This is a genomic window from Streptococcus sp. 27098_8_91, from assembly GCF_041432385.1.
Lineage (GTDB): Bacteria > Bacillota > Bacilli > Lactobacillales > Streptococcaceae > Streptococcus.
The window spans coordinates 178,580-196,438 of sequence record NZ_JAPVZN010000003.1; the positions used below are offsets into that span (position 1 = coordinate 178,580).

Genomic DNA, 17,859 nt, shown 5'->3' on the forward strand with positions numbered 1-17,859 from the left:
ATTTTTTGTCAATCATATAATGAAAACAAGGGTGGTACAAGATAGTTTTTTCACTCATTGTCACCTTAAAGCTTAGACCAGCAAGTACTTTAAAAAGCAAAAGATTCATCAGAAATAAGAAAAGGAATGTTAGAAAAATTTTTTAAGTCTTATTTATTGCCATCCTGATTATCTTCTTTACCTCTTATTTTCTGGATAGCATGATATTTTACCGCTATGTAAATGATTAAAAAAAGTAGGGGATAAGAGAATAAATCTGAAAGTTCCATGAAATTTACACTATACTTTCCTAGCAATAGTTTAAAATCCATTAAAACTTGCATGATAGAAAGTACAATACGTACTAGCAGAAGCAGCCCTAATAATATCACTTCTTTTTTAAACATACGAATATCTTTCTAACTAAAATCAGACAACAGTTCATCAGCTTAACACCCCAATATTCCCCAAGATTGCCCTAATACTGGAGCCACAAAGTTCAGATTCATTTTATCATCCTTTATCATATTTTTCTTCACTTCTATAAAGTAAAATAAATGCCATCAAGAATAGTGAAATTGTAGGTATGTCAAAATTTTCAAACCATTCAGGTAGATTTATTTTGTTTACATCAGCGACTATTCTAACAATGATATAAACCATCGAACTGCAGCATACAGTAAACTCTAGCCAAGCTTTTTGTAACACTTGAACGACTTTCATCTCAAACCCCAATCTGATGTTCCATCAATTTCCAATCTTACTTTCTTTTGTTTTGTACTTATATCCTACATAAACCAACCCAAGCAGAATTGGATAGGCTTATAGATAAAACAAGGTATTGATCGGTTTTTTCAGAATCAAATACGTTACAATATAGATAATGACTGACACGATAAAATAACCTTCAGCAAATCCCAATAAAAATTTTTTCATAGCAGACTCCTATTTATCTGACAAGAATGGCAGAGTTTTTCCGCCATTCACACGCACAAAATCTTTTCATTCAGATTCATCATTTATAGTTTGGATTATTTTTTGACAAATCGTTGCAAAAAATCCCAAAATAGCCTGAGGCAATCAATCCAACTAAATACCATTTCCAATCAAAGGATAACAACGAACCTGTACGAATTACATGAAGTACGAGATTGAGACCCATTGCCACCAAAGGAACTATGGTAACAATGTATTGAGATCAGTGTTGCGATTCATACTTGATTTTCTTTTACGATTTGCCACAAATTTTTAAATTAACGTCTACTTCCCAAATGACGCCCATACATATAGGTAACGACTCCTAAAACACCCCAAGCCACTGCTGTAGAAGTAGTAACAATGAAACCTCCCTTAGTTACAGCCAAGTCTTCCTCTGTCATAATAGCAAATTTTTCATCCAGTTTCTTCATCTTTCATCTACTCCTTTTTAAATAATACTAGCTAATCCAATAGCTACTCCAACCAAAAGTCCTACTATTCCTGAGGCTGATATAATTATAGCCGCACATTCTTCTGAGATATTCATTTATTTCTCCATTTTTTTAGTTCTTATTTCATTGATAACAACTAAAAGATGATTATTCTATAGCATTTGCCACATACTAATAATAGTTCTCTTTAAACCTTGTCTTTACCTGAATCTAAATAACTCATCATCAAAATAAGCATCGGAACAAATAACTCTGTTTGGAAATATTTTTCAACATTAAAGGTGATTACATGTAAATCCCCCAATATACAAAGCACTCCAAAAATAATTAAAAAGGCTCCCATTACATTTTTTAGATTTTTCATACAAGTTCACTTCTATCCAAATTTACGTTTTAAATCTTGACCAATTAATCGACCACCAAGGAAAATTGCCAATCCTGCACCAACCGTGGCTATGGTAATTGATCCACCTTCTGTATTCATCAATTCTTCTTCTGTCAATTCTGTCCATTTATTTAAATTCATTTTTTCTCTCCTTATTATTACATAAAATAGCCCCAAGCAATACCACCAATTAGTAAGACACCTCCTACAACTACGGCGGTAACCGACCCCCCATCCACTTCCATTAGCTCTTCTTCTGTAAGAGCTACAAAGTTCTGTTCCATTTTGTCAAAGTTTGTCATCTTTTTTCTCCTTTATTTTTATAGTTTTTTGTTTGCAATTTTTAACCTTTAAACCATTTTAAAAGCCAAATTGGATAAATAACTGAAATAATCATTTCTAATCTCCTTCCTTTTCTTCTTACTTATCTATTCGAAAAATAATTTAAAATAAATTTATTTATTTCAAAAACCACTTAATTAACCATGGATACAAGCTTGGTATAAACATGAAGTAATCTCCTTCCTCTTCTTCTCACTTGTCTATTCGAGAAATCATTTTAAAATAAACAATTAAATCAAATTTATTTTAAAAACCACTTGATCAACCACGGATAAAGACCTGTCACATACATCAGCAATCCTCCTTTTTTGTTCTTATCTCTTTATTCGTAAACTCAACTATAAAATTTCAAAATCTTATCTTTTTCGAAAAACAAAAAAACAACATGACTTGCATGTTGCTATATGTTAGATTTTATCTTTAATGGCTTTTAATACATCTGCCACACTTTGAAGATGGTCGATTTCTTCATCACTGATTTCAATTCCAAATTCATCCTCAATGGTTAGTACGAATTCCATCAAATCTACCGAATCAGCATCCAAATCATCCTTCAAGCTCAAGGCCTCTGTGACTACAAAGTCTTCTCCTTGACGTTCTTGGATGATGGTCACGATACGGTTAAAAATTTCTTTATCTGTCATATATATTATTCTCCTGAAAATTCACGCGCAGTTTGAGCAACTACGTCTGTTTCTAGCATGGTACGAATCTGACGAATCGTACTGTACACAGCCTTGGCATCACTTGATCCATGAGTCTTGACAACCGGCGCCTTGACACCAAACAAGACTGCACCTCCAACGTCAGAATAGTTGAGCTGCTTTTTCAAACCTCTAAGACTATCCTTAAGAAGAAGAGCACCTAATTTAGCTCGCAAACCGCCACCTGTAATGGTATTTTTTAGTAAGCCCATGATTCCCATGGCTGTACCTTCAATGGATTTGAGCACAGCGTTTCCCGTGAAACCATCTGTTACGACTACATCAGCAACGCCATCCATTAAATCACGCGCTTCCACATTACCGATAAAGTTCAAACTCTCATCAGCTACTAGCAAGTCATAAGTTTCCTTGCGGAGTGGATCTCCCTTGCTGCTCTCGGTCCCGTTATTAAGCAAACCAACTCGTGGTTTTGCAATTCCACGAACATTTTTAGCGTAGAAAGAACCTAGGATGGCATATTGATGAAGGTGATGGGCTGTGTTTTCTGCATTGGCACCGAGATCTAGCATATCAAAACCTTTCCCATCAATAGTTGGCAAGGTTGACATAAGCCCAGGTCGATCGATATTCTTGATACGACCTACGATGAAAAATCCGGCCGCAAGCAAAGCACCTGTATTTCCTGCAGAAAGAACAGCATCTGCCTCTCCATCTTTGACAGCCTTGGCCGCCAAGACCATACTGGCATTTTTCTTCTTACGGATGGCTCTTGTAGGCTCATCGTCTGAATCGATTTTTTCATCAGTATGGATAATACTAACGCGCTCTGTAGCTGTTAGATATTGCTTAATTTTACTTTCATCTCCGTAAAGTTGAATCTCAATATCTGAAAAGTCAGCAAGAGCTTGATTGACTCCCTCTACAATAGCTTGAGGTGCATAATCGCCACCCATTGCATCTACTGCGATTTTTTTCATTTGTCTTCCTCTTTTAGTAATTGTCCCCAATCGGCTAGGGAATCAATAAATTTCTTTGATTTTAGGTGAATCCCGACGTACTCTTCGTAAATCTGGTCCATAAACTTACGCAAGTCTTGCTTAATTTCTGACTTGAGCGAAATAGTCTCCAGAGTATCAAAATCAATGGCTTGAAATTGATTGAGCAGATAAGGAATATTGGGATTTAGATGACATCGTTTCTCATCCTCATGATAATGCTCTGGGCAAAGACAGGCTCCATATTTGAAAGAAAAGTCAAAGGCCTGACCTACTCGATGACAAAAAGTACACTCATTAAAGTTTAGACCAATCCCAAACCGTGTCAAAATCTGAATTTCAAAAATATTAGTCAAGACCTGATAATCTAAGCCCTCTTCCATCAGCTCTAATGTCTTCTGCAAAAAAGCAAATAAAGGAGCGTCCTGCTGATTATCCTGCAAACTCGCATCAGCCAAGGCTGCCACATAGGTCGCATAAGCCATGGTAAAGAGATCACTATTGATCCCTGGAAAGGTCATCACCTCATGATAATCCTCAATATAACTGAGTCCATCATCATTGATGCGCAAGAGAAAACGAGCTAGCACCAAGGGCTGAATAACCGGAGCCAGTTTTGATTGACCAGCGTGTTTCACAAAAAACATGCGCTTGCCTGCCTGTTCTGTAAAGATTTTAACAAGCTTATCATCCTCTCGAAAATTTCGATTGTAAAGTACTAAACCCTGACTTGTGATAGATTGAATCATGCTTCTCTCATGTACTCCTCAAGTCGTTTCATAGCTTCTCTGATGGTTCCCATGCTAGCTGCATAAGATAGGCGAACATAGCCCTCTCCATACTGTCCAAAGGCAGCACCAGGGATGAAGGCGACAGCCTTTTTCTGGGCAAAATCTTTCAGAAAAGCAAAGGAATCTTGATTATAGCCTGCTGGAATCTTAGCAAAGATATAAAAAGCACCATCTGGTTTGATAATCTCAAAACCAAGTGCAGTCATCTTCTCGATAATGTAGTCCCGACGTTGGATATATTCCTTCTTCATAGGTTCCGCATCATTCTTACCAGCTGTCAAAGCTTCTACCGCTGCGTGTTGAGCCATGGTGTTTGCGGCAGTGACCAAGTACTGGTGACTCTTGATGAGTTGAGCTGTAAAGTTTGCTGGTGCAAAGATAAAACCTAAACGCCAACCTGTCATGGCATGGGATTTGGATAGACCATTGATGATAATGGCCTGATCTCTCAGCATAGTACCCAGCGATACATGATTTTCCCCTGTATAGGTCAATTCTGAGTAGACTTCATCACAGACTACGAAAATCTCATACTTACGTAAAACAGCTGCCAAGTCTTCTAATTGCTCGCGACTATAAGTGATTCCTGTAGGGTTGGCTGGATAGTTGAGAATAACTGCCTTGAGCTTGTCCCACTGCTCCAAAATTGCCTTTTCCAACATCTCAGGCGTCAAAACAAAACCATTTTCAGTTGTATCAATTTCGACAATCTCTGCACCAACTAGATTAACTATTGGCTCATAGCCAGGATAGGCAGGAGCTGGCAAGAGAACCTTGTCTCCTTCCTCCAAAATGGCTGTCAAAGTAGCTGATAAAGCTTCTGTCGCACCAATTGTAACCAAGATTTCATTTTCAGGATTGTAGTCCAACTGATACTTTTCTTTTACAAAATCACTAGCTGCTTGGCGTAAGGTCAACAAACCGCTCATCCCTGTATAGTAGGATTGGTCTTGATCGATGGCTCGCTTTGCAGCCTCCTTGACATGATCTGGCGTTGTAAAATCTGGTTCTCCCAAGGTCAACCGCAGGACTCCAGGAATCTCTGAAATAGCCTGGTCAAACTGACGAATCAAGGAAACTTGAATCTTATCTAATTGTTTATTAAATCGCTTGGTTAAGTCCATAGATACCCTCCTTGCTTAAAGAACATATGTCTATTATACTACAAAAGCTCTCTGACCGCAAAATTACATCCAGAATTAGCCTTCCAAAGGCTTTCTATTTACTTTTTTCCGAGATAAGATTATAATAAGGAGTATTTATTTTCGGAGGTTTTTATGTCATTTCTATCAAAAAATTGGGCAGGACTGTTAGCCTGTCTGATCATTTCTATCATCTCTTGGGTTTTAGGAGGCTTTCTGCCTGTTGTAGGAGCTCCTGTTTTTGCCATCTTTATTGGCATGATTCTCCACCCATTTCTCACTTCCTATAAACAACTAGATGCTGGTTTGACTTACAGCTCCAAGAAATTGCTTCAGTATGCTGTTATCTTGCTTGGGTTTGGACTCAATATCTCTCAAGTTTTTGCAGTAGGAAAATCTTCCCTTCCTGTCATTCTATCTACCATTTCTATAGCCTTGATTGTAGCTTATCTTTTCCAACGCTTTTTTGATTTAGATACAAAACTAGCTACCTTGATCGGTGTTGGTTCCTCTATCTGTGGAGGTTCTGCCATTGCAGCGACAGCTCCCGTCATCCATGCCAAGGAAAAAGAAGTCGCCCAATCCATCTCTGTTATCTTTTTCTTCAATGTCTTAGCAGCGCTTATTTTCCCAACCCTAGGAACCTGGCTTCACCTATCAAATGAGGGCTTCTCCCTCTTTGCAGGTACTGCGGTCAATGATACTTCCTCTGTAACAGCCACTGCCAGCGCCTGGGATAGTCTTTACCACACAAACACTCTTGAGTCTGCTACTATCGTCAAATTGACCCGTACCCTAGCTATTATCCCTATCACTCTCTTCCTCTCTTACTGGCAAAGTCATCAACGAGGCAACAACCAAGGAGTAAAACTTAAAAAAATCTTCCCTGTTTTCATTCTCTACTTCATCCTAGCTTCCCTGCTAACCACCATCCTTACTTCCTTCGGTGTCAGCAGTAGCTTCTTTGCACCTCTCAAACAACTATCTAAATTCCTCATCATCATGGCCATGAGCGCTATCGGTCTCAAAACCAATCTCATTGCTATGATTAAGTCCAGCGGTAAATCCATTCTTCTTGGTGCCTTCTGCTGGATTGCCATCATCCTGACTAGCCTGGGTATGCAAACACTCATCGGTATTTTCTAAGACAAAAGGTAGCCCGCAAGCTACCTTTTTATTGTTCAAGAATTAAGCGTGTATGTTCTCTCTTAATACAACGGTTCATCACGATATCATTGCAACCTCCAGCACGCAAGATTTCTTCCGCTTCTAGACTTTCAAGTCCTAGTTGCGCCCAGAAAATCTTAGCATCAGCCTTGAGAAAATCTCGTGCCACATCTGGTAGAAACTCACTACGACGATAGACATTAACGATATCTACAGGAAAAGGAATCTCAGCTAGGCTGGCATAAGCCTTTTCTCCCAAGATTTCACCACCTGCAGCCTTGGGGTTTACTGGTATGATTTTATAGCCACGAGCCTGCATTTCCTTTGTCACTCGATTGCTAGTTGTTTCTTCACGATCAGACAAGCCCACTACTGCTAGAGTCTTACTAGTTGCTAGATACTGACGAATCACACCATCACTTGGATTGATAAATTCTTGAGTCATAAAAATCCTCCTTTTTCATCAGTATAGCATATTTTGAAAGGGTTTGCAGAATTCTGCTACCAAAAAACTCCCAACAAGGTCTATCACTTTGTTAGGAGTTTTGTCTTATCCAATGAATTCGTTAGATTTTTTTCTCAATACTAAATAATGGAGATAGAGGACGTTTTTCGTGGATACGGACGATAGCATCCGCAAGAAGGTGAGCAATAGAGATTTGCTCAATCTTATCAATCAAACGTTCTTCTGGTAAGTAGATGGTATCCAAAACAACTAATTTTTTAATCGCTGATTTCTGGATATTGTCCATAGCAGGCCCTGAAAGAACTGGGTGCGTACAGCTTGCGTAAACTTCGACAGCACCAGCTTCTGCAAGAGCATCCGCCGCATGGCAAATAGTTCCAGCTGTATCGATCATATCGTCAATCAAAATACAAGTCTTACCTTCTACCTTACCAATGATGTTCATCACTTCACTGGTATTCATCTTGTCCACGCTACGACGTTTATCAATAATGGCAATCGGAGTTTTCAAAAACTCTGCCAATTTACGAGCACGAGTCACCCCACCATGGTCCGGACTGACAACCACATAGTCAGAACCAACCATGCCACGACGCTCAAAGTAGTCTGCAATTAAAGGAGCACCCATCAAGTGATCGACAGGAATATCAAAAAATCCCTGAATCTGTGCAGCATGCAAGTCAATCGTCAACAAACGATCCACTCCAGCCACTTCAAGCATATTTGCCACAAGTTTTGAAGTGATTGGCTCACGCGCTCTCGCCTTTCTATCCTGACGTGCATAGCCATAGTAAGGCATAACAACGTTGACAGATTCTGCACTGGCGCGTTTCAAAGCATCTACCATAATCAAAATTTCTAGCAGATTGTCATTTACAGGTGAGCTAGTTGATTGTAGGATAAAGACGTGTTTCCCACGGATCGATTCTTCGATATTAACTTGAATTTCTCCATCTGAAAATTGACGTACAGTCGATTTTCCCAACTCTATCCCAATCTCTTGCGCCACACGCTCTGCCAATTCTCTATTTGAAGAAAGGGCAAACAGCTTTAAATCAGAAAAAGACATGATTTCCTCCAGTATTTATGTATCACTTGTGTTTTTTCACAACATTTTTCCAACTACCATTGTAGCGCTTTTTTCTTGATTTTTCAATAAAAAATAAAACAAGAACAAACATTTATACTCTTGTTATAATCTTTTAAGAAATCTATTTTGTCATCACATCATTGTCCCTCTCAACAAAGTGGAAAGCCTGATAAAAGCTATAAAGAGTAATAGCTGTTACAAGAGGAAAAGCAAGGGGCAACTCTGTCTCTAACTCTACAATAGGCGAGTTGAATAAGAAGTGCGTTCCAAAAGCCAAACCAAGATAGTTCAAACCAGACTTCAGTTCTGCCTTCTGACCTTTATAAGCCCTGTAAAGCAAGTAAAGACCTAGTATGGCAAGTCCTGAAAAAGTCCAATGCGAGGCAAGAGCAGACGTTATTCGCTCTAAAATCCGAGAAATTGTATAAGCTAAGCCCTCTGGTAAATCCGAGCGAATATAGCTGATATCCTCAATCATTTGAAACCCTAAACCTGAAGCAATCCCTAGTAAAAAGATTGATTTCAATTTTTTAATTGGAATTAAATACAAAACAAAGGCAAGAGGTAGTAATTTTAAAGGTTCCTCTACAATCGGAGCAACAATGGCACTTTCAAAGGCATTTAAAAATGCACTATCTGGGAAAAGATCCCCCAGTAAATCATGGATATAGGTATTAGCAAAGCTAGATAACCAACCCGAAATAAATATCCCACCCAATAAGGACAAAGTTATAGACTTTCTTGGTGTTCCCCATTTATGTCCAATGCGGTATAGGAGATAAACAGCTGGAATCATATAAAAGAGTGCTAGAAAGATGGAAAGTCCCATCACTCCATATTCCGTTCCAGACATCGATCCATCTGTAAAATACATGGTCTCATACTGTAAACCAATACACACTAATACAATAAAAACAAATAAAATAATATTTTTCTTCATACACTATCTTTCTACATTTAATCCTTACAGTTTTACGACTGTCATCCTTCCTGTATCCACATCGTAAACCGCACCTGAAATAACAACATCATCTGGGATTAGAGGAGATTCCTGTAGCAATCTCATATCCTCACGAACACTTTCATCAATGTCTTGAAAAGGCAAAAAGTCCTTGTCAGAAACATCCACTCCTAGTTCTTTTTTCAAATACTCCTGAAAAGGACCATTTTCAAATGTCTGTGCACCACAGTCTGTATGATGGAGCACCACAATTTCCCTTGTTCCCATTTGTTGTTGGGAAATCACAAGCGAGCGAATCATATCCTCCGTCACTCGACCACCCGCATTTCGCAAAATATGAGCATCTCCCAGAGCCAACCCAAGAGCTGGCGCAACATGTAAACGCGAGTCCATACAAGTTACGATTGCAACCTTGGTCTTTGGTTTGATTGATAAATGAAGATCTCCATGCAGTTCTACATAGGCTTGATTGGCTTTTAAAAAATTTTCAAAATAGGACATGACAATTCACTTTCTAGTCTACCAGATAATTTGAATACCAAATTATTTATCTTCTATCTTACCATCTTTTCTTTGTCTTGTCAGCTGTCAACCTCCTTATTAAAAAACCAGGACAGAGACATCCAGCTTCTAGCTTGGGCTTCTGTCCTAGTTTTATGTTTATGATCCTTTTTGGATATACTTATTGAGTGAACCTGCAAAGCTCTGAAGATTGAGACTTTGTACATAGACTTCACCAGTACCTCGGAAGGTATTAACCACTCCTTCACCCGTACCAATAGACTGCCAGAAGCCATTTTCTAAGTGAATATGATAGTCCAAAGATTGACTCCAAGCCACCACATGGGCATTGTCAATAGTTATTTCTTGGTTTTGAAGCTCAATTTTTTTGATAGAGCCAAAAGTATTGGCCAAGAGAGTTCCCTGGCCTTGGGTAGTCATCACAAAGAGACCGCCTTGCCCTCCGAAGAGAGCTTTACCAATAGACTGATGTTCCATTGTATAGAAGGCCGTACCATCAAGAGCTAGAAAAGCCCCATCATTCAGTCGATATTGTTTTTCACCTAGTTCCAGAGCAATCACTTGACCAGGAGTATCTGGTGCTAGAGCAAGGTTGCCGTTGTCAGACTCAGCAATAGCTTGGGTGATAAAGGTACTTTCGCCAGAAACCATGGAACGCCCCACAGCTTTGACAAAACGTCCTAAACCAGAACCGCTAGCATTGAGCTGAGTATTGAGACTTACATTGGGTGTGTGGTAGACCATGCTACCCCGCTGGATATAGACGGTTTCTCCTTGATTGAGAGACAACTCTACCAAAGGAAATTGCATATGACTGTCCATAGAAAATTTCATCAGAAATTCCTCCTTGTTTTAATAAATGTTAGCAATAAAATGATTAGTAATCTATACCTGGATACAACTATTAGGAGAAAACCTTCTTCAAAACTTCTCCGATAGTCGTCACCCCAATCACCTGAATCTCCTTAGGTGGATTAATACCTGTCAAGGAATTTTTCGGTACATAGATTTTTGTAAATCCAAGTTTCGCTGCTTCATTGATGCGCTGCTCGATACGATTGACGCGCCGAATTTCTCCAGTCAAACCTAATTCTCCTACAAAACATTCCTGAGGATTGGTTGGCTTGTCCTTATAGCTCGAAGCTATAGCAACCGCAACTGCCAAGTCAATAGCAGGCTCATCTAATTTAACACCTCCAGCTGATTTAAGATAAGCATCCTGATTTTGAAGGAGCAAGCCTGCCCGTTTCTCCAAAACAGCCATAATCAAACTAGCACGATTGAAGTCAAGTCCTGTTGTAGTCCTCTTGGCATTTCCAAACATAGTCGGTGTTACCAAGGCCTGCACTTCTGCAAGAATCGGACGTGTTCCTTCCATGGTCACTACGATGGAGGAACCAGTCGCACCGTCTAAACGCTCCTCTAGGAAAACTTGACTCGGATTAAGAACCTCAACCAGTCCACCTGACTGCATCTCAAAGATGCCAATCTCATTAGTGGAACCAAAACGGTTTTTGACTGCTCTCAAGATACGGAAGGTATGGTGGCGCTCCCCTTCAAAGTAAAGCACCGTGTCCACCATGTGCTCCAACATACGCGGACCCGCCAAGGTTCCTTCCTTGGTCACATGGCCGACGATAAAGATGGCGATGTTATTGGTCTTAGCCAACTGCATGAGCTCTGCAGTTACTTCCCGCACTTGAGAAACAGAGCCTTGAACCCCTGAAATCTCAGGAGACATAATGGTTTGGATGGAGTCGATGATGAGAAAATCTGGCTGAATTCTCTCTACTTCTGCACGAACACTTTGCATATTGGTCTCGGCATAGAGATAAAACTCACTATCGATATCCCCCAAGCGCTCCGCTCGTAACTTAATCTGCTGGGCTGACTCCTCCCCACTGACGTAGAGAACTGTTCCGACTTGAGACAGCTGGGTTGATACTTGTAAGAGGAGAGTCGACTTCCCAATTCCAGGATCTCCACCTATAAGGACGAGGCTTCCTGGTACCACACCTCCACCGAGAACACGATTAAACTCCTCCATTTCGGTCTTGGTTCGATTGACATTGATGGATGTTACTTCAGCCAGTTTCATGGGCTTGGTTTTCTCACCTGTTAAGGACACACGCGCATTCTTGACTTCTGTAACCTCAACTTCCTCAACAAAAGAAGACCAAGACCCACAGTTTGGACAACGTCCTAGATATTTAGGGGAATTATACCCACAATTTTGACATACAAATGTCGCTTTTTTCTTTGCGATGATAAACCTCTTTCTAAATTTCTATCTCACATTCAATCACTTGGCAAAAATTAATCTTCTCGTCTGGTACAAATTGCCGCATGAGCATTCCGTGAGTTACAATGATAATAGTTTTATAATTTTTATATTTTTCCAAAGCACTTAAAAAACGATGACGCATCTCTAGATCAGTTTCATAGCGATAAGGAGAATCTTCAGATAAACCTCCTTGATGTTTTAGATAATATTCATGAGCTACCAATACACTAGTTAAATCAGAGTTAGTGCCATCTAAGTCTGGACGCCACTCATGAAAAAACGGCTCCACAAATAAGTCCAATCCTGTTTCAACCGCTATATAATGTGCTGTTTCTAAAGCCCTCGTCACAGACGATGAAATAATAATCTCTGCCTTTCCAAAACATGCAGTTTTAGCAACTTCTTTTGCCAGACTGCGACCTTTTCCTGTCAATGGTGCTAAATCACGACCAAAACCACTATAGAGTCGCGGATTTTCAAGTTTATCAAGCATACTATAATCTGGCTCTCCATGACGCACAAAAACAATCTTCATCTTAGTGCCCGGTCGCACCTCTTCTACAAAAGAAGACCAAGATCCACAGTTTGGACACCGTCCTAGATACTTTGGTGAATTATATTCACAATTTTGACACACAAATGTCGCTTTTTTCTTTGCGATGATAAACCTCTTTCTATATCTCTAACTCACACTCAATCACTTGGCAAAAATCAATCTTCTCATTTGGCACAAACTGGCGCATGAGCATTCGATGAGCAACAACTACCACAGTCTGATGTTCTCGATACTTAGACATACATTCTAGAAAACGAGACTTCATTTCCGTAGCTGTCTCATATTGAATAGGACTATTAGGAAGTAACTCCCCCTTATTTTCTAGAAACATAGTACGAGCTTTTTCAAAATTATCTGCGCCACTTTCATAGACCTGCCATTCATGTAATAATGGCTCCACTCTCAAAGGAAGTCCCGTAGCACAAACCACATAAAAAGCCGTTTCTAAAGCTCTTGTGACTGCAGAAGATATGATTATTTCAGCTGAAGGTAGTAAAGGATTTTTTCTCAGTTCCTGGGCTTGCTGCCGTCCCTTATCAGACAAGGGTGCCAAATCTATCCCAAATCCCGTATAAGAACGCTCCTCTAACTCACAATAATCTGGCTCCCCATGACGTACAAAGATAATCTTCATTCTAGTGCCCTGTCGATCCAAATCCACCAGTTCGAACACCATCAGCCGCATCTCCATCTGCAATTAAGAAAGGAGCAAAGACAGCCTGGACCACACGTTCACCAACTTCAAGAACAACCTCTTGGTCTGTGATATTCTTCATCTGCGCAAAAATATGCCCTTCATTCCCAGGATTTCCATAATAATCCCCATCAATGACTCCAACTGAGTTAATTAAAACCAAACCCTTCTTACGAGGATTTGAAGAACGATCATAGAGGTAGAGAACCTCAGTCGGCTGCATATAAGCCTTAACCCCTGTCGGAACCAAGACAATCTCTCCTGGCGCAATAACTGTACGCACAGCAACCTTTAAGTCGTAACCAGCCGCATGCGCTGTCTCACGCTTGGGCAATAAATTTTCATCTGTAAAACTAGAAACCAATTCAAAACCACGAATTTTCATATTATTCTCTTTTCTATTGTCTTTTATTCTAGGCTATTTTATCTTATTTATTCGAAAAAAGCACGAAAAAAGAGCACACAATTCACACTCGCTTAGGGCTGCTGGATTCCTCCCCTGACCCGCTTCACGCAGAACTGTTGCTCCATTAGTTATTATACCACATTTCCCAAGATTTTAAAAGAGAAATTATTTTTTCCGTCGATTTCTGAAAAATTCCTGCATAATACCTGCACATTCACTTTCCAAAATCCCAGTTTCAACTTCCACACGGTGATTGAGGCGCTCATCTGTTAAAATATCGTAGAGGCTGCCAGCAGCGCCAAATTTCTGGTTTTTAGCCCCATAAACTACCTTAGGGATACGAGCAAGCCCAATCGCCCCACTACACATGACACACGGCTCAATAGTCACAAAAAGCGTGCAATCCAGCAAGCGCCAGCTCTCCTCACTCAGGTTCGCATTCTCTATGGCCATAATCTCCGCGTGCATAACCGCTCGTTGTAACTCCTCACGCGCATTATGCCCACGACCAATGATTTCTCCATCCTTGACAATCACACAACCAATTGGGATTTCATCATGCTCTAAAGCAATCTTCGCCTCTCTCAAAGCTTCCCTCATAAAGACTTCTTTTTCTTCAACTGTATAATTCATCAATTTCCCTTTTCCTACTTGTCAGTTTTATTATTATATCATGAATCCCAACACAAAAAAAGCCACCGAATGCGGTGACTTTATAGGGAGATTATTATGAAAAAGAAAAGTTTAGGATATTTGTTACAACAAGTTAGGAGGTCTTCTTGTAACTGTCTATAGTATACCCGACCTATCTTAAACAAATCTTAAAAATCTCTTAGGACCAAACACTTTCTAAAATATTTGTTTGTTCACGACCAGGACCTACTGAGAAAGTAGAAATACGAACACCAACCAATTCACTCACACGACGAACATAGTTACGCGCATTCTCAGGAAGATCTTCCAAATTACGAACTCCGGTAATATCTTCTGACCAACCTGGTAACTCTTCATAGATAGGCTTGCAACGTTTCAATTGTTCAAGACTAGCTGGATAGTAGTCAATGCGTTGACCATCAAGATCATAAGCTACACAGATTTTAACTGTATCCAAACCACTCAAAACATCGATAGAGTTCAAAGAAAGATTCGTAATTCCAGAAACACGGCGACTATGACGCATCACAACTGAGTCAAACCAACCTACACGACGTGGACGACCTGTAGTTGTACCATACTCATGACCTACTTCACGAATGCGTTCTCCCACTTCATCAAACAATTCAGTTGGGAAAGGCCCATCACCAACACGACTTGTATAGGCTTTACATACACCTACAACCTTGTCAATCTTGCTTGGACCAACACCTGAACCGATCGTCACACCACCAGCAACAGGGTTTGATGATGTAACAAATGGATACGTACCTTGGTCAATATCTAACATGACACCTTGGGCACCTTCAAATAAGACACGTTTACCATTATCGAGCGCATCATTCAAGATAACAGAAGTATCTGTCACATATTGCTTAATTTGTTGACCATATTCATAATATTCTTCAAAAATATCATCAATTGAAATAGGGTTGCTTTCATACAATTTTTCAAACAAACGATTCTTCTCAGCAAGGTTACGTTCTAAACGCTCACGGAAAATCTCCTTATCCAAAAGATCCGCAATACGAATCCCAACGCGAGCAGCCTTATCCATATAAGCTGGACCAATACCCTTGATAGTAGTACCAATCTTATTTTCACCCTTAGCTTCTTCTTGCAGACGGTCTAACTCGATGTGGTACGGCAAAATAACATGCGCACGATCAGAAATACGTAGATTATCTGTTGTAACACCTTCATCATGAAGATAGCTCAACTCTTTCACAAGTGACTTAGGATTTACAACCATCCCATTCCCAATGACAGAAATTTTTTCAGGGAAGAAAATTCCAGAAGGAATCAAGTGCAACTTAAATTTCTTTCCATCAATCACAATTGTGTGACCAGCATTATCACCACCTTGGTAACGTGCAATCACTTCTGCATTAGCTGAAAGGAAGTCTGTAATCTTCCCTTTACCTTCATCACCCCACTGGGTACCTACAACAACAACTGAAGTCATAATCTTGTCTGAGCCCTTAGGCTCTTCCTTTCTCACATACATGGCAGGAATCTCACCTGCAATTATATCTTACAATTTATTATAATAAAGATTCTCTATTTTTTCAAGACCAAATACCTGAAACATTAGGAATTTAGAGAAAATTGAAAAAATCATATTGAAAAAATATTGCAAATTTTTATTATGATAAGATAAAATAATAAAATTGTTCGGAAATAACGATAAATAAAGATTAAACTAGAACATAATCATTTGAAATCAATAACTGTTCAATGTACAAACGGTAGCAAGCTCTATAGTGGTAAGAAAATAAAGGATGCATAATATCAAACTTGTACCGAACTAAATAATAGAGTAAAAATCGAAGATGAAAAACTTCCCATTCTAAATCATTATCTACTAAATAACTATATTCCTTTTCAATAACATCATAAAAATCAAGATATTGTTCATAAATCTGTTCAATCATTTTATTTGACTCCATTTCTATTGATAAAATGAGTATAACAAAAAAATAGAAGAACCAGGGCAGATACTTCCATCATGTACTATAATGAATATTCAAATAAATAACAGATAAAGAAAACTAACAGATCAGGGGCACAATACTACATTTCAAAAAAACATCTAAAATTTCTGTAATGAAAATAATACTGTAGGAATTATGCTAGTATACTTTATAATCCCAATTTGTAAAATTAAACTAGACAGAAAAAGCCATCTTTGTTAGGCTCAGATAAACTAACACATTTGTCTGATAGGAACTAACATAAATAACCTATATACATCTTACCACAAACGAACTCGTAATGATAAAGGCTTACTTTCAAGAAAACATAAAAGTTCTAGATATTGCGAACTCACTAGGAAGATCAAAACAGACAATCTACAAGGTCATCAACTATCTGAAAGAAGGGCACTCTGCTTATGATTGCTATAAGCAATATAAAGTCAATAAGAATCGCTGTGGCAGGAATAAAACCAGTCTTTCGCAAGCAGAAAAAAACTTTATTCAAACTCATTTAGAAGCTGGAGCCTTGATGTCATTAACGGAGCTCATCCAGATTCTATGAGAACTCTCTATCGACTAGCAGACCCACGGTATTTTTAAGAAAGAGGACCTCCAGAAAAGCAAATGATCATAGCGAAAAACAAGAAAAACAAGCGTTTCGTAGAGATTTACGTGAGAGAGCAGACAGTTATCCCGATTTTAAGACGGAATTCGGTCATCTAGAAGGGGATACAATTGTGGGAGAAAAATACAAAAATGCAGTTATTACCAAAGTAGAACGCTGCTCAAAAACATCATCGCACTGAAAACCAATGGACGGAGAGCAAGTGATATTGAGGCTTCTATTAATCAATGGTTGTCTCAAGTCCCTAGCCACCTTTTTAGGTCTATAACTTTTGATTGTGGGAAAGAATTTTCTAATTGGAAATCTATTTCCAATGCGCATGACATTGATATTTTCTTTGCGGGTTCAGACTGTCCTGGTCAACGGGGGCTCAATGAACATTCTAATGGCTTATTAAGACAAAATGGACAACCGAAATAAATGGATTTTACTAATATTTCTGAACATTATTTATCAGCTATCGCTGATAAAAGAAATAGAATGCCTAGAAAATCTTTTAAGACCTATTAAAAGGAATAAAAATTACTTCAAATAAAACACTCAAATCTAACAAACTTATAAAAGATATTAAATATTAATAAAGAGCAAAATTAAAAAGGATCAAGATGACCCCTGAAAGATAAAAAAAGACGTTCCTCGGAACGTCTACATACTCCGCCAGTAGGACTCGAACCTACGACATCATGATTAACAGTCATGCGCTACTACCAACTGAGCTATGGCGGATTA

24 protein-coding genes, 1 tRNA gene, 1 other RNA gene and 1 pseudogene are annotated in these 17,859 nt (G+C 39.0%); 2 read left to right on the forward strand and 25 right to left on the reverse strand.

The annotated features are described in order from the left end of the window. Window positions 1-149: 149 nt before the first annotated feature. From O3611_RS04500 to O3611_RS04550, 11 genes and pseudogenes are all read right to left on the reverse strand, one after another. A complete protein-coding gene (locus O3611_RS04500; RefSeq protein ID WP_315640244.1) occupies window positions 150-386 on the reverse strand; it encodes a hypothetical protein in 237 nt (78 codons plus the stop codon). 106 nt (window positions 387-492) lie between these two features. Continuing rightward, window positions 493-702, reverse strand: coding sequence for a bacteriocin immunity protein (locus O3611_RS04505; protein WP_315640242.1), 210 nt, complete (start codon window positions 700-702; stop codon window positions 493-495). Between the two features lie 24 nt (window positions 703-726). After that, window positions 727-915 (reverse strand): annotated as a pseudogene (locus tag O3611_RS04510) (hypothetical protein). 317 nt (window positions 916-1,232) lie between these two features. Continuing rightward, entirely contained in the window at window positions 1,233-1,388 is a 156-nt protein-coding gene (locus O3611_RS04515) for a hypothetical protein (RefSeq protein ID WP_162837517.1), read from the reverse strand. Between the two features lie 208 nt (window positions 1,389-1,596). Continuing rightward, complete coding sequence (locus tag O3611_RS04520; RefSeq protein WP_000793176.1) at window positions 1,597-1,773, reverse strand: hypothetical protein; 177 nt, start codon at window positions 1,771-1,773, stop codon at window positions 1,597-1,599. Window positions 1,774-1,785: 12 nt separating this feature from the next. Next, window positions 1,786-1,935: a class IIb bacteriocin, lactobin A/cerein 7B family gene (locus tag O3611_RS04525; RefSeq protein WP_311522410.1), complete on the reverse strand. Its 150-nt coding sequence runs from the start codon at window positions 1,933-1,935 to the stop codon at window positions 1,786-1,788. A 17-nt stretch (window positions 1,936-1,952) separates the two neighbouring features. Next, the gene (locus tag O3611_RS04530; RefSeq protein WP_075229712.1) at window positions 1,953-2,096 is read right to left on the reverse strand and encodes a class IIb bacteriocin, lactobin A/cerein 7B family; all 144 of its coding nucleotides are present in this window, start codon (window positions 2,094-2,096) and stop codon (window positions 1,953-1,955) included. A 447-nt stretch (window positions 2,097-2,543) separates the two neighbouring features. Beyond that, window positions 2,544-2,780 carry an acyl carrier protein gene (locus O3611_RS04535; protein ID WP_311522409.1) on the reverse strand — a complete coding sequence of 79 codons (237 nt, stop codon included), beginning with the start codon at window positions 2,778-2,780 and terminating at the stop codon, window positions 2,544-2,546. A gap of 5 nt (window positions 2,781-2,785) precedes the next feature. Next, window positions 2,786-3,778, reverse strand: a complete 993-nt coding sequence (plsX, locus tag O3611_RS04540) for a phosphate acyltransferase PlsX (protein ID WP_311522408.1) — start codon at window positions 3,776-3,778, stop codon at window positions 2,786-2,788. Beyond that, complete coding sequence (gene recO / locus O3611_RS04545; RefSeq protein WP_311522407.1) at window positions 3,775-4,545, reverse strand: DNA repair protein RecO; 771 nt, start codon at window positions 4,543-4,545, stop codon at window positions 3,775-3,777. The genes plsX and recO overlap by 4 nt, the downstream gene beginning before the upstream one ends. Further along, window positions 4,542-5,711, reverse strand: a complete 1,170-nt coding sequence (locus O3611_RS04550; RefSeq protein WP_311522406.1) for a pyridoxal phosphate-dependent aminotransferase — start codon at window positions 5,709-5,711, stop codon at window positions 4,542-4,544. Before O3611_RS04550 ends, recO begins: the two co-directional genes overlap by 4 nt. Window positions 5,712-5,864: 153 nt before the next feature. On the opposite strand from O3611_RS04550, the gene O3611_RS04555 reads away from it, so the two are divergent. Next, a complete protein-coding gene (locus tag O3611_RS04555; protein WP_371607959.1) occupies window positions 5,865-6,875 on the forward strand; it encodes a YeiH family protein in 1,011 nt (336 codons plus the stop codon). A 28-nt stretch (window positions 6,876-6,903) separates the two neighbouring features. On the opposite strand, the gene O3611_RS04560 is transcribed toward O3611_RS04555, so the two are convergent. The 13 genes from O3611_RS04560 to comW form a co-directional block, all read right to left on the reverse strand. Then, a complete protein-coding gene (locus tag O3611_RS04560; protein WP_371607960.1) occupies window positions 6,904-7,341 on the reverse strand; it encodes a CoA-binding protein in 438 nt (145 codons plus the stop codon). 121 nt (window positions 7,342-7,462) lie between these two features. Continuing rightward, window positions 7,463-8,431 carry a ribose-phosphate diphosphokinase gene (locus O3611_RS04565; RefSeq protein ID WP_075231173.1) on the reverse strand — a complete coding sequence of 323 codons (969 nt, stop codon included), beginning with the start codon at window positions 8,429-8,431 and terminating at the stop codon, window positions 7,463-7,465. Between the two features lie 142 nt (window positions 8,432-8,573). Continuing rightward, window positions 8,574-9,392 carry a PrsW family glutamic-type intramembrane protease gene (locus O3611_RS04570; protein ID WP_371607961.1) on the reverse strand — a complete coding sequence of 273 codons (819 nt, stop codon included), beginning with the start codon at window positions 9,390-9,392 and terminating at the stop codon, window positions 8,574-8,576. Between the two features lie 24 nt (window positions 9,393-9,416). Continuing rightward, on the reverse strand, window positions 9,417-9,914 hold the full coding sequence (locus O3611_RS04575) for a carbonic anhydrase (protein WP_075229721.1): 498 nt from the start codon (window positions 9,912-9,914) through the stop codon (window positions 9,417-9,419). A gap of 159 nt (window positions 9,915-10,073) precedes the next feature. Further along, a complete protein-coding gene (locus O3611_RS04580) occupies window positions 10,074-10,769 on the reverse strand; it encodes a TIGR00266 family protein (RefSeq protein ID WP_371607962.1) in 696 nt (231 codons plus the stop codon). 70 nt (window positions 10,770-10,839) lie between these two features. Continuing rightward, complete coding sequence (gene radA, locus O3611_RS04585) at window positions 10,840-12,201, reverse strand: DNA repair protein RadA (protein WP_083301262.1); 1,362 nt, start codon at window positions 12,199-12,201, stop codon at window positions 10,840-10,842. Between the two features lie 13 nt (window positions 12,202-12,214). Further along, the gene (locus O3611_RS04590) at window positions 12,215-12,754 is read right to left on the reverse strand and encodes a histidine phosphatase family protein (protein WP_075231176.1); all 540 of its coding nucleotides are present in this window, start codon (window positions 12,752-12,754) and stop codon (window positions 12,215-12,217) included. A gap of 139 nt (window positions 12,755-12,893) precedes the next feature. After that, window positions 12,894-13,451, reverse strand: a complete 558-nt coding sequence (locus tag O3611_RS04595) for a histidine phosphatase family protein (RefSeq protein WP_083301263.1) — start codon at window positions 13,449-13,451, stop codon at window positions 12,894-12,896. Then, window positions 13,411-13,854, reverse strand: coding sequence for a dUTP diphosphatase (locus O3611_RS04600; RefSeq protein ID WP_000701987.1), 444 nt, complete (start codon window positions 13,852-13,854; stop codon window positions 13,411-13,413). Before O3611_RS04600 ends, O3611_RS04595 begins: the two co-directional genes overlap by 41 nt. Before the next feature lie 55 nt (window positions 13,855-13,909). Beyond that, an RNA gene (ffs, locus tag O3611_RS04605) (signal recognition particle sRNA small type) lies at window positions 13,910-14,008 on the reverse strand. A gap of 32 nt (window positions 14,009-14,040) precedes the next feature. After that, a complete protein-coding gene (tadA, locus tag O3611_RS04610) occupies window positions 14,041-14,508 on the reverse strand; it encodes a tRNA adenosine(34) deaminase TadA (RefSeq protein WP_075231178.1) in 468 nt (155 codons plus the stop codon). A 199-nt stretch (window positions 14,509-14,707) separates the two neighbouring features. Continuing rightward, window positions 14,708-15,994, reverse strand: coding sequence for an adenylosuccinate synthase (locus tag O3611_RS04615; protein WP_371607963.1), 1,287 nt, complete (start codon window positions 15,992-15,994; stop codon window positions 14,708-14,710). A 232-nt stretch (window positions 15,995-16,226) separates the two neighbouring features. Next, on the reverse strand, window positions 16,227-16,463 hold the full coding sequence (comW, locus tag O3611_RS04620; protein WP_075231179.1) for a sigma(X)-activator ComW: 237 nt from the start codon (window positions 16,461-16,463) through the stop codon (window positions 16,227-16,229). Between the two features lie 844 nt (window positions 16,464-17,307). On the opposite strand from comW, the gene O3611_RS04625 reads away from it, so the two are divergent. Further along, window positions 17,308-17,550, forward strand: coding sequence for an IS30 family transposase (locus O3611_RS04625; protein ID WP_371607964.1), 243 nt, complete (start codon window positions 17,308-17,310; stop codon window positions 17,548-17,550). Between the two features lie 232 nt (window positions 17,551-17,782). Here the strand turns inward: O3611_RS04625 and O3611_RS04630 are convergent. Then, a tRNA-Asn gene (locus O3611_RS04630) sits at window positions 17,783-17,856 on the reverse strand. Window positions 17,857-17,859 lie beyond the last annotated feature (3 nt).

What these genes read in the sequence shown, in the direction of transcription:
- O3611_RS04500 (WP_315640244.1), bottom strand. Translation starts at nt 386, where the DNA reads ATGTTTAAAAAAGAAGTGATATTATTAGGGCTGCTTCTGCTAGTACGT.
- O3611_RS04505 (WP_315640242.1), bottom strand. Translation starts at nt 702, where the DNA reads ATGAAAGTCGTTCAAGTGTTACAAAAAGCTTGGCTAGAGTTTACTGTA.
- O3611_RS04515 (WP_162837517.1), bottom strand. Translation starts at nt 1,388, where the DNA reads ATGAAGAAACTGGATGAAAAATTTGCTATTATGACAGAGGAAGACTTG.
- O3611_RS04520 (WP_000793176.1), bottom strand. Translation starts at nt 1,773, where the DNA reads ATGAAAAATCTAAAAAATGTAATGGGAGCCTTTTTAATTATTTTTGGA.
- O3611_RS04525 (WP_311522410.1), bottom strand. Translation starts at nt 1,935, where the DNA reads ATGAATTTAAATAAATGGACAGAATTGACAGAAGAAGAATTGATGAAT.
- O3611_RS04530 (WP_075229712.1), bottom strand. Translation starts at nt 2,096, where the DNA reads ATGACAAACTTTGACAAAATGGAACAGAACTTTGTAGCTCTTACAGAA.
- O3611_RS04535 (WP_311522409.1), bottom strand. Translation starts at nt 2,780, where the DNA reads ATGACAGATAAAGAAATTTTTAACCGTATCGTGACCATCATCCAAGAA.
- plsX (WP_311522408.1), bottom strand. Translation starts at nt 3,778, where the DNA reads ATGAAAAAAATCGCAGTAGATGCAATGGGTGGCGATTATGCACCTCAA.
- recO (WP_311522407.1), bottom strand. Translation starts at nt 4,545, where the DNA reads ATGATTCAATCTATCACAAGTCAGGGTTTAGTACTTTACAATCGAAAT.
- O3611_RS04550 (WP_311522406.1), bottom strand. Translation starts at nt 5,711, where the DNA reads ATGGACTTAACCAAGCGATTTAATAAACAATTAGATAAGATTCAAGTT.
- O3611_RS04555 (WP_371607959.1), top strand. Translation starts at nt 5,865, where the DNA reads ATGTCATTTCTATCAAAAAATTGGGCAGGACTGTTAGCCTGTCTGATC.
- O3611_RS04560 (WP_371607960.1), bottom strand. Translation starts at nt 7,341, where the DNA reads ATGACTCAAGAATTTATCAATCCAAGTGATGGTGTGATTCGTCAGTAT.
- O3611_RS04565 (WP_075231173.1), bottom strand. Translation starts at nt 8,431, where the DNA reads ATGTCTTTTTCTGATTTAAAGCTGTTTGCCCTTTCTTCAAATAGAGAA.
- O3611_RS04570 (WP_371607961.1), bottom strand. Translation starts at nt 9,392, where the DNA reads ATGAAGAAAAATATTATTTTATTTGTTTTTATTGTATTAGTGTGTATT.
- O3611_RS04575 (WP_075229721.1), bottom strand. Translation starts at nt 9,914, where the DNA reads ATGTCCTATTTTGAAAATTTTTTAAAAGCCAATCAAGCCTATGTAGAA.
- O3611_RS04580 (WP_371607962.1), bottom strand. Translation starts at nt 10,769, where the DNA reads ATGAAATTTTCTATGGACAGTCATATGCAATTTCCTTTGGTAGAGTTG.
- O3611_RS04590 (WP_075231176.1), bottom strand. Translation starts at nt 12,754, where the DNA reads ATGAAGATTGTTTTTGTGCGTCATGGAGAGCCAGATTATAGTATGCTT.
- O3611_RS04595 (WP_083301263.1), bottom strand. Translation starts at nt 13,451, where the DNA reads ATGGTGTTCGAACTGGTGGATTTGGATCGACAGGGCACTAGAATGAAG.
- O3611_RS04600 (WP_000701987.1), bottom strand. Translation starts at nt 13,854, where the DNA reads ATGAAAATTCGTGGTTTTGAATTGGTTTCTAGTTTTACAGATGAAAAT.
- tadA (WP_075231178.1), bottom strand. Translation starts at nt 14,508, where the DNA reads ATGAATTATACAGTTGAAGAAAAAGAAGTCTTTATGAGGGAAGCTTTG.
- O3611_RS04615 (WP_371607963.1), bottom strand. Translation starts at nt 15,994, where the DNA reads ATGACTTCAGTTGTTGTTGTAGGTACCCAGTGGGGTGATGAAGGTAAA.
- comW (WP_075231179.1), bottom strand. Translation starts at nt 16,463, where the DNA reads ATGATTGAACAGATTTATGAACAATATCTTGATTTTTATGATGTTATT.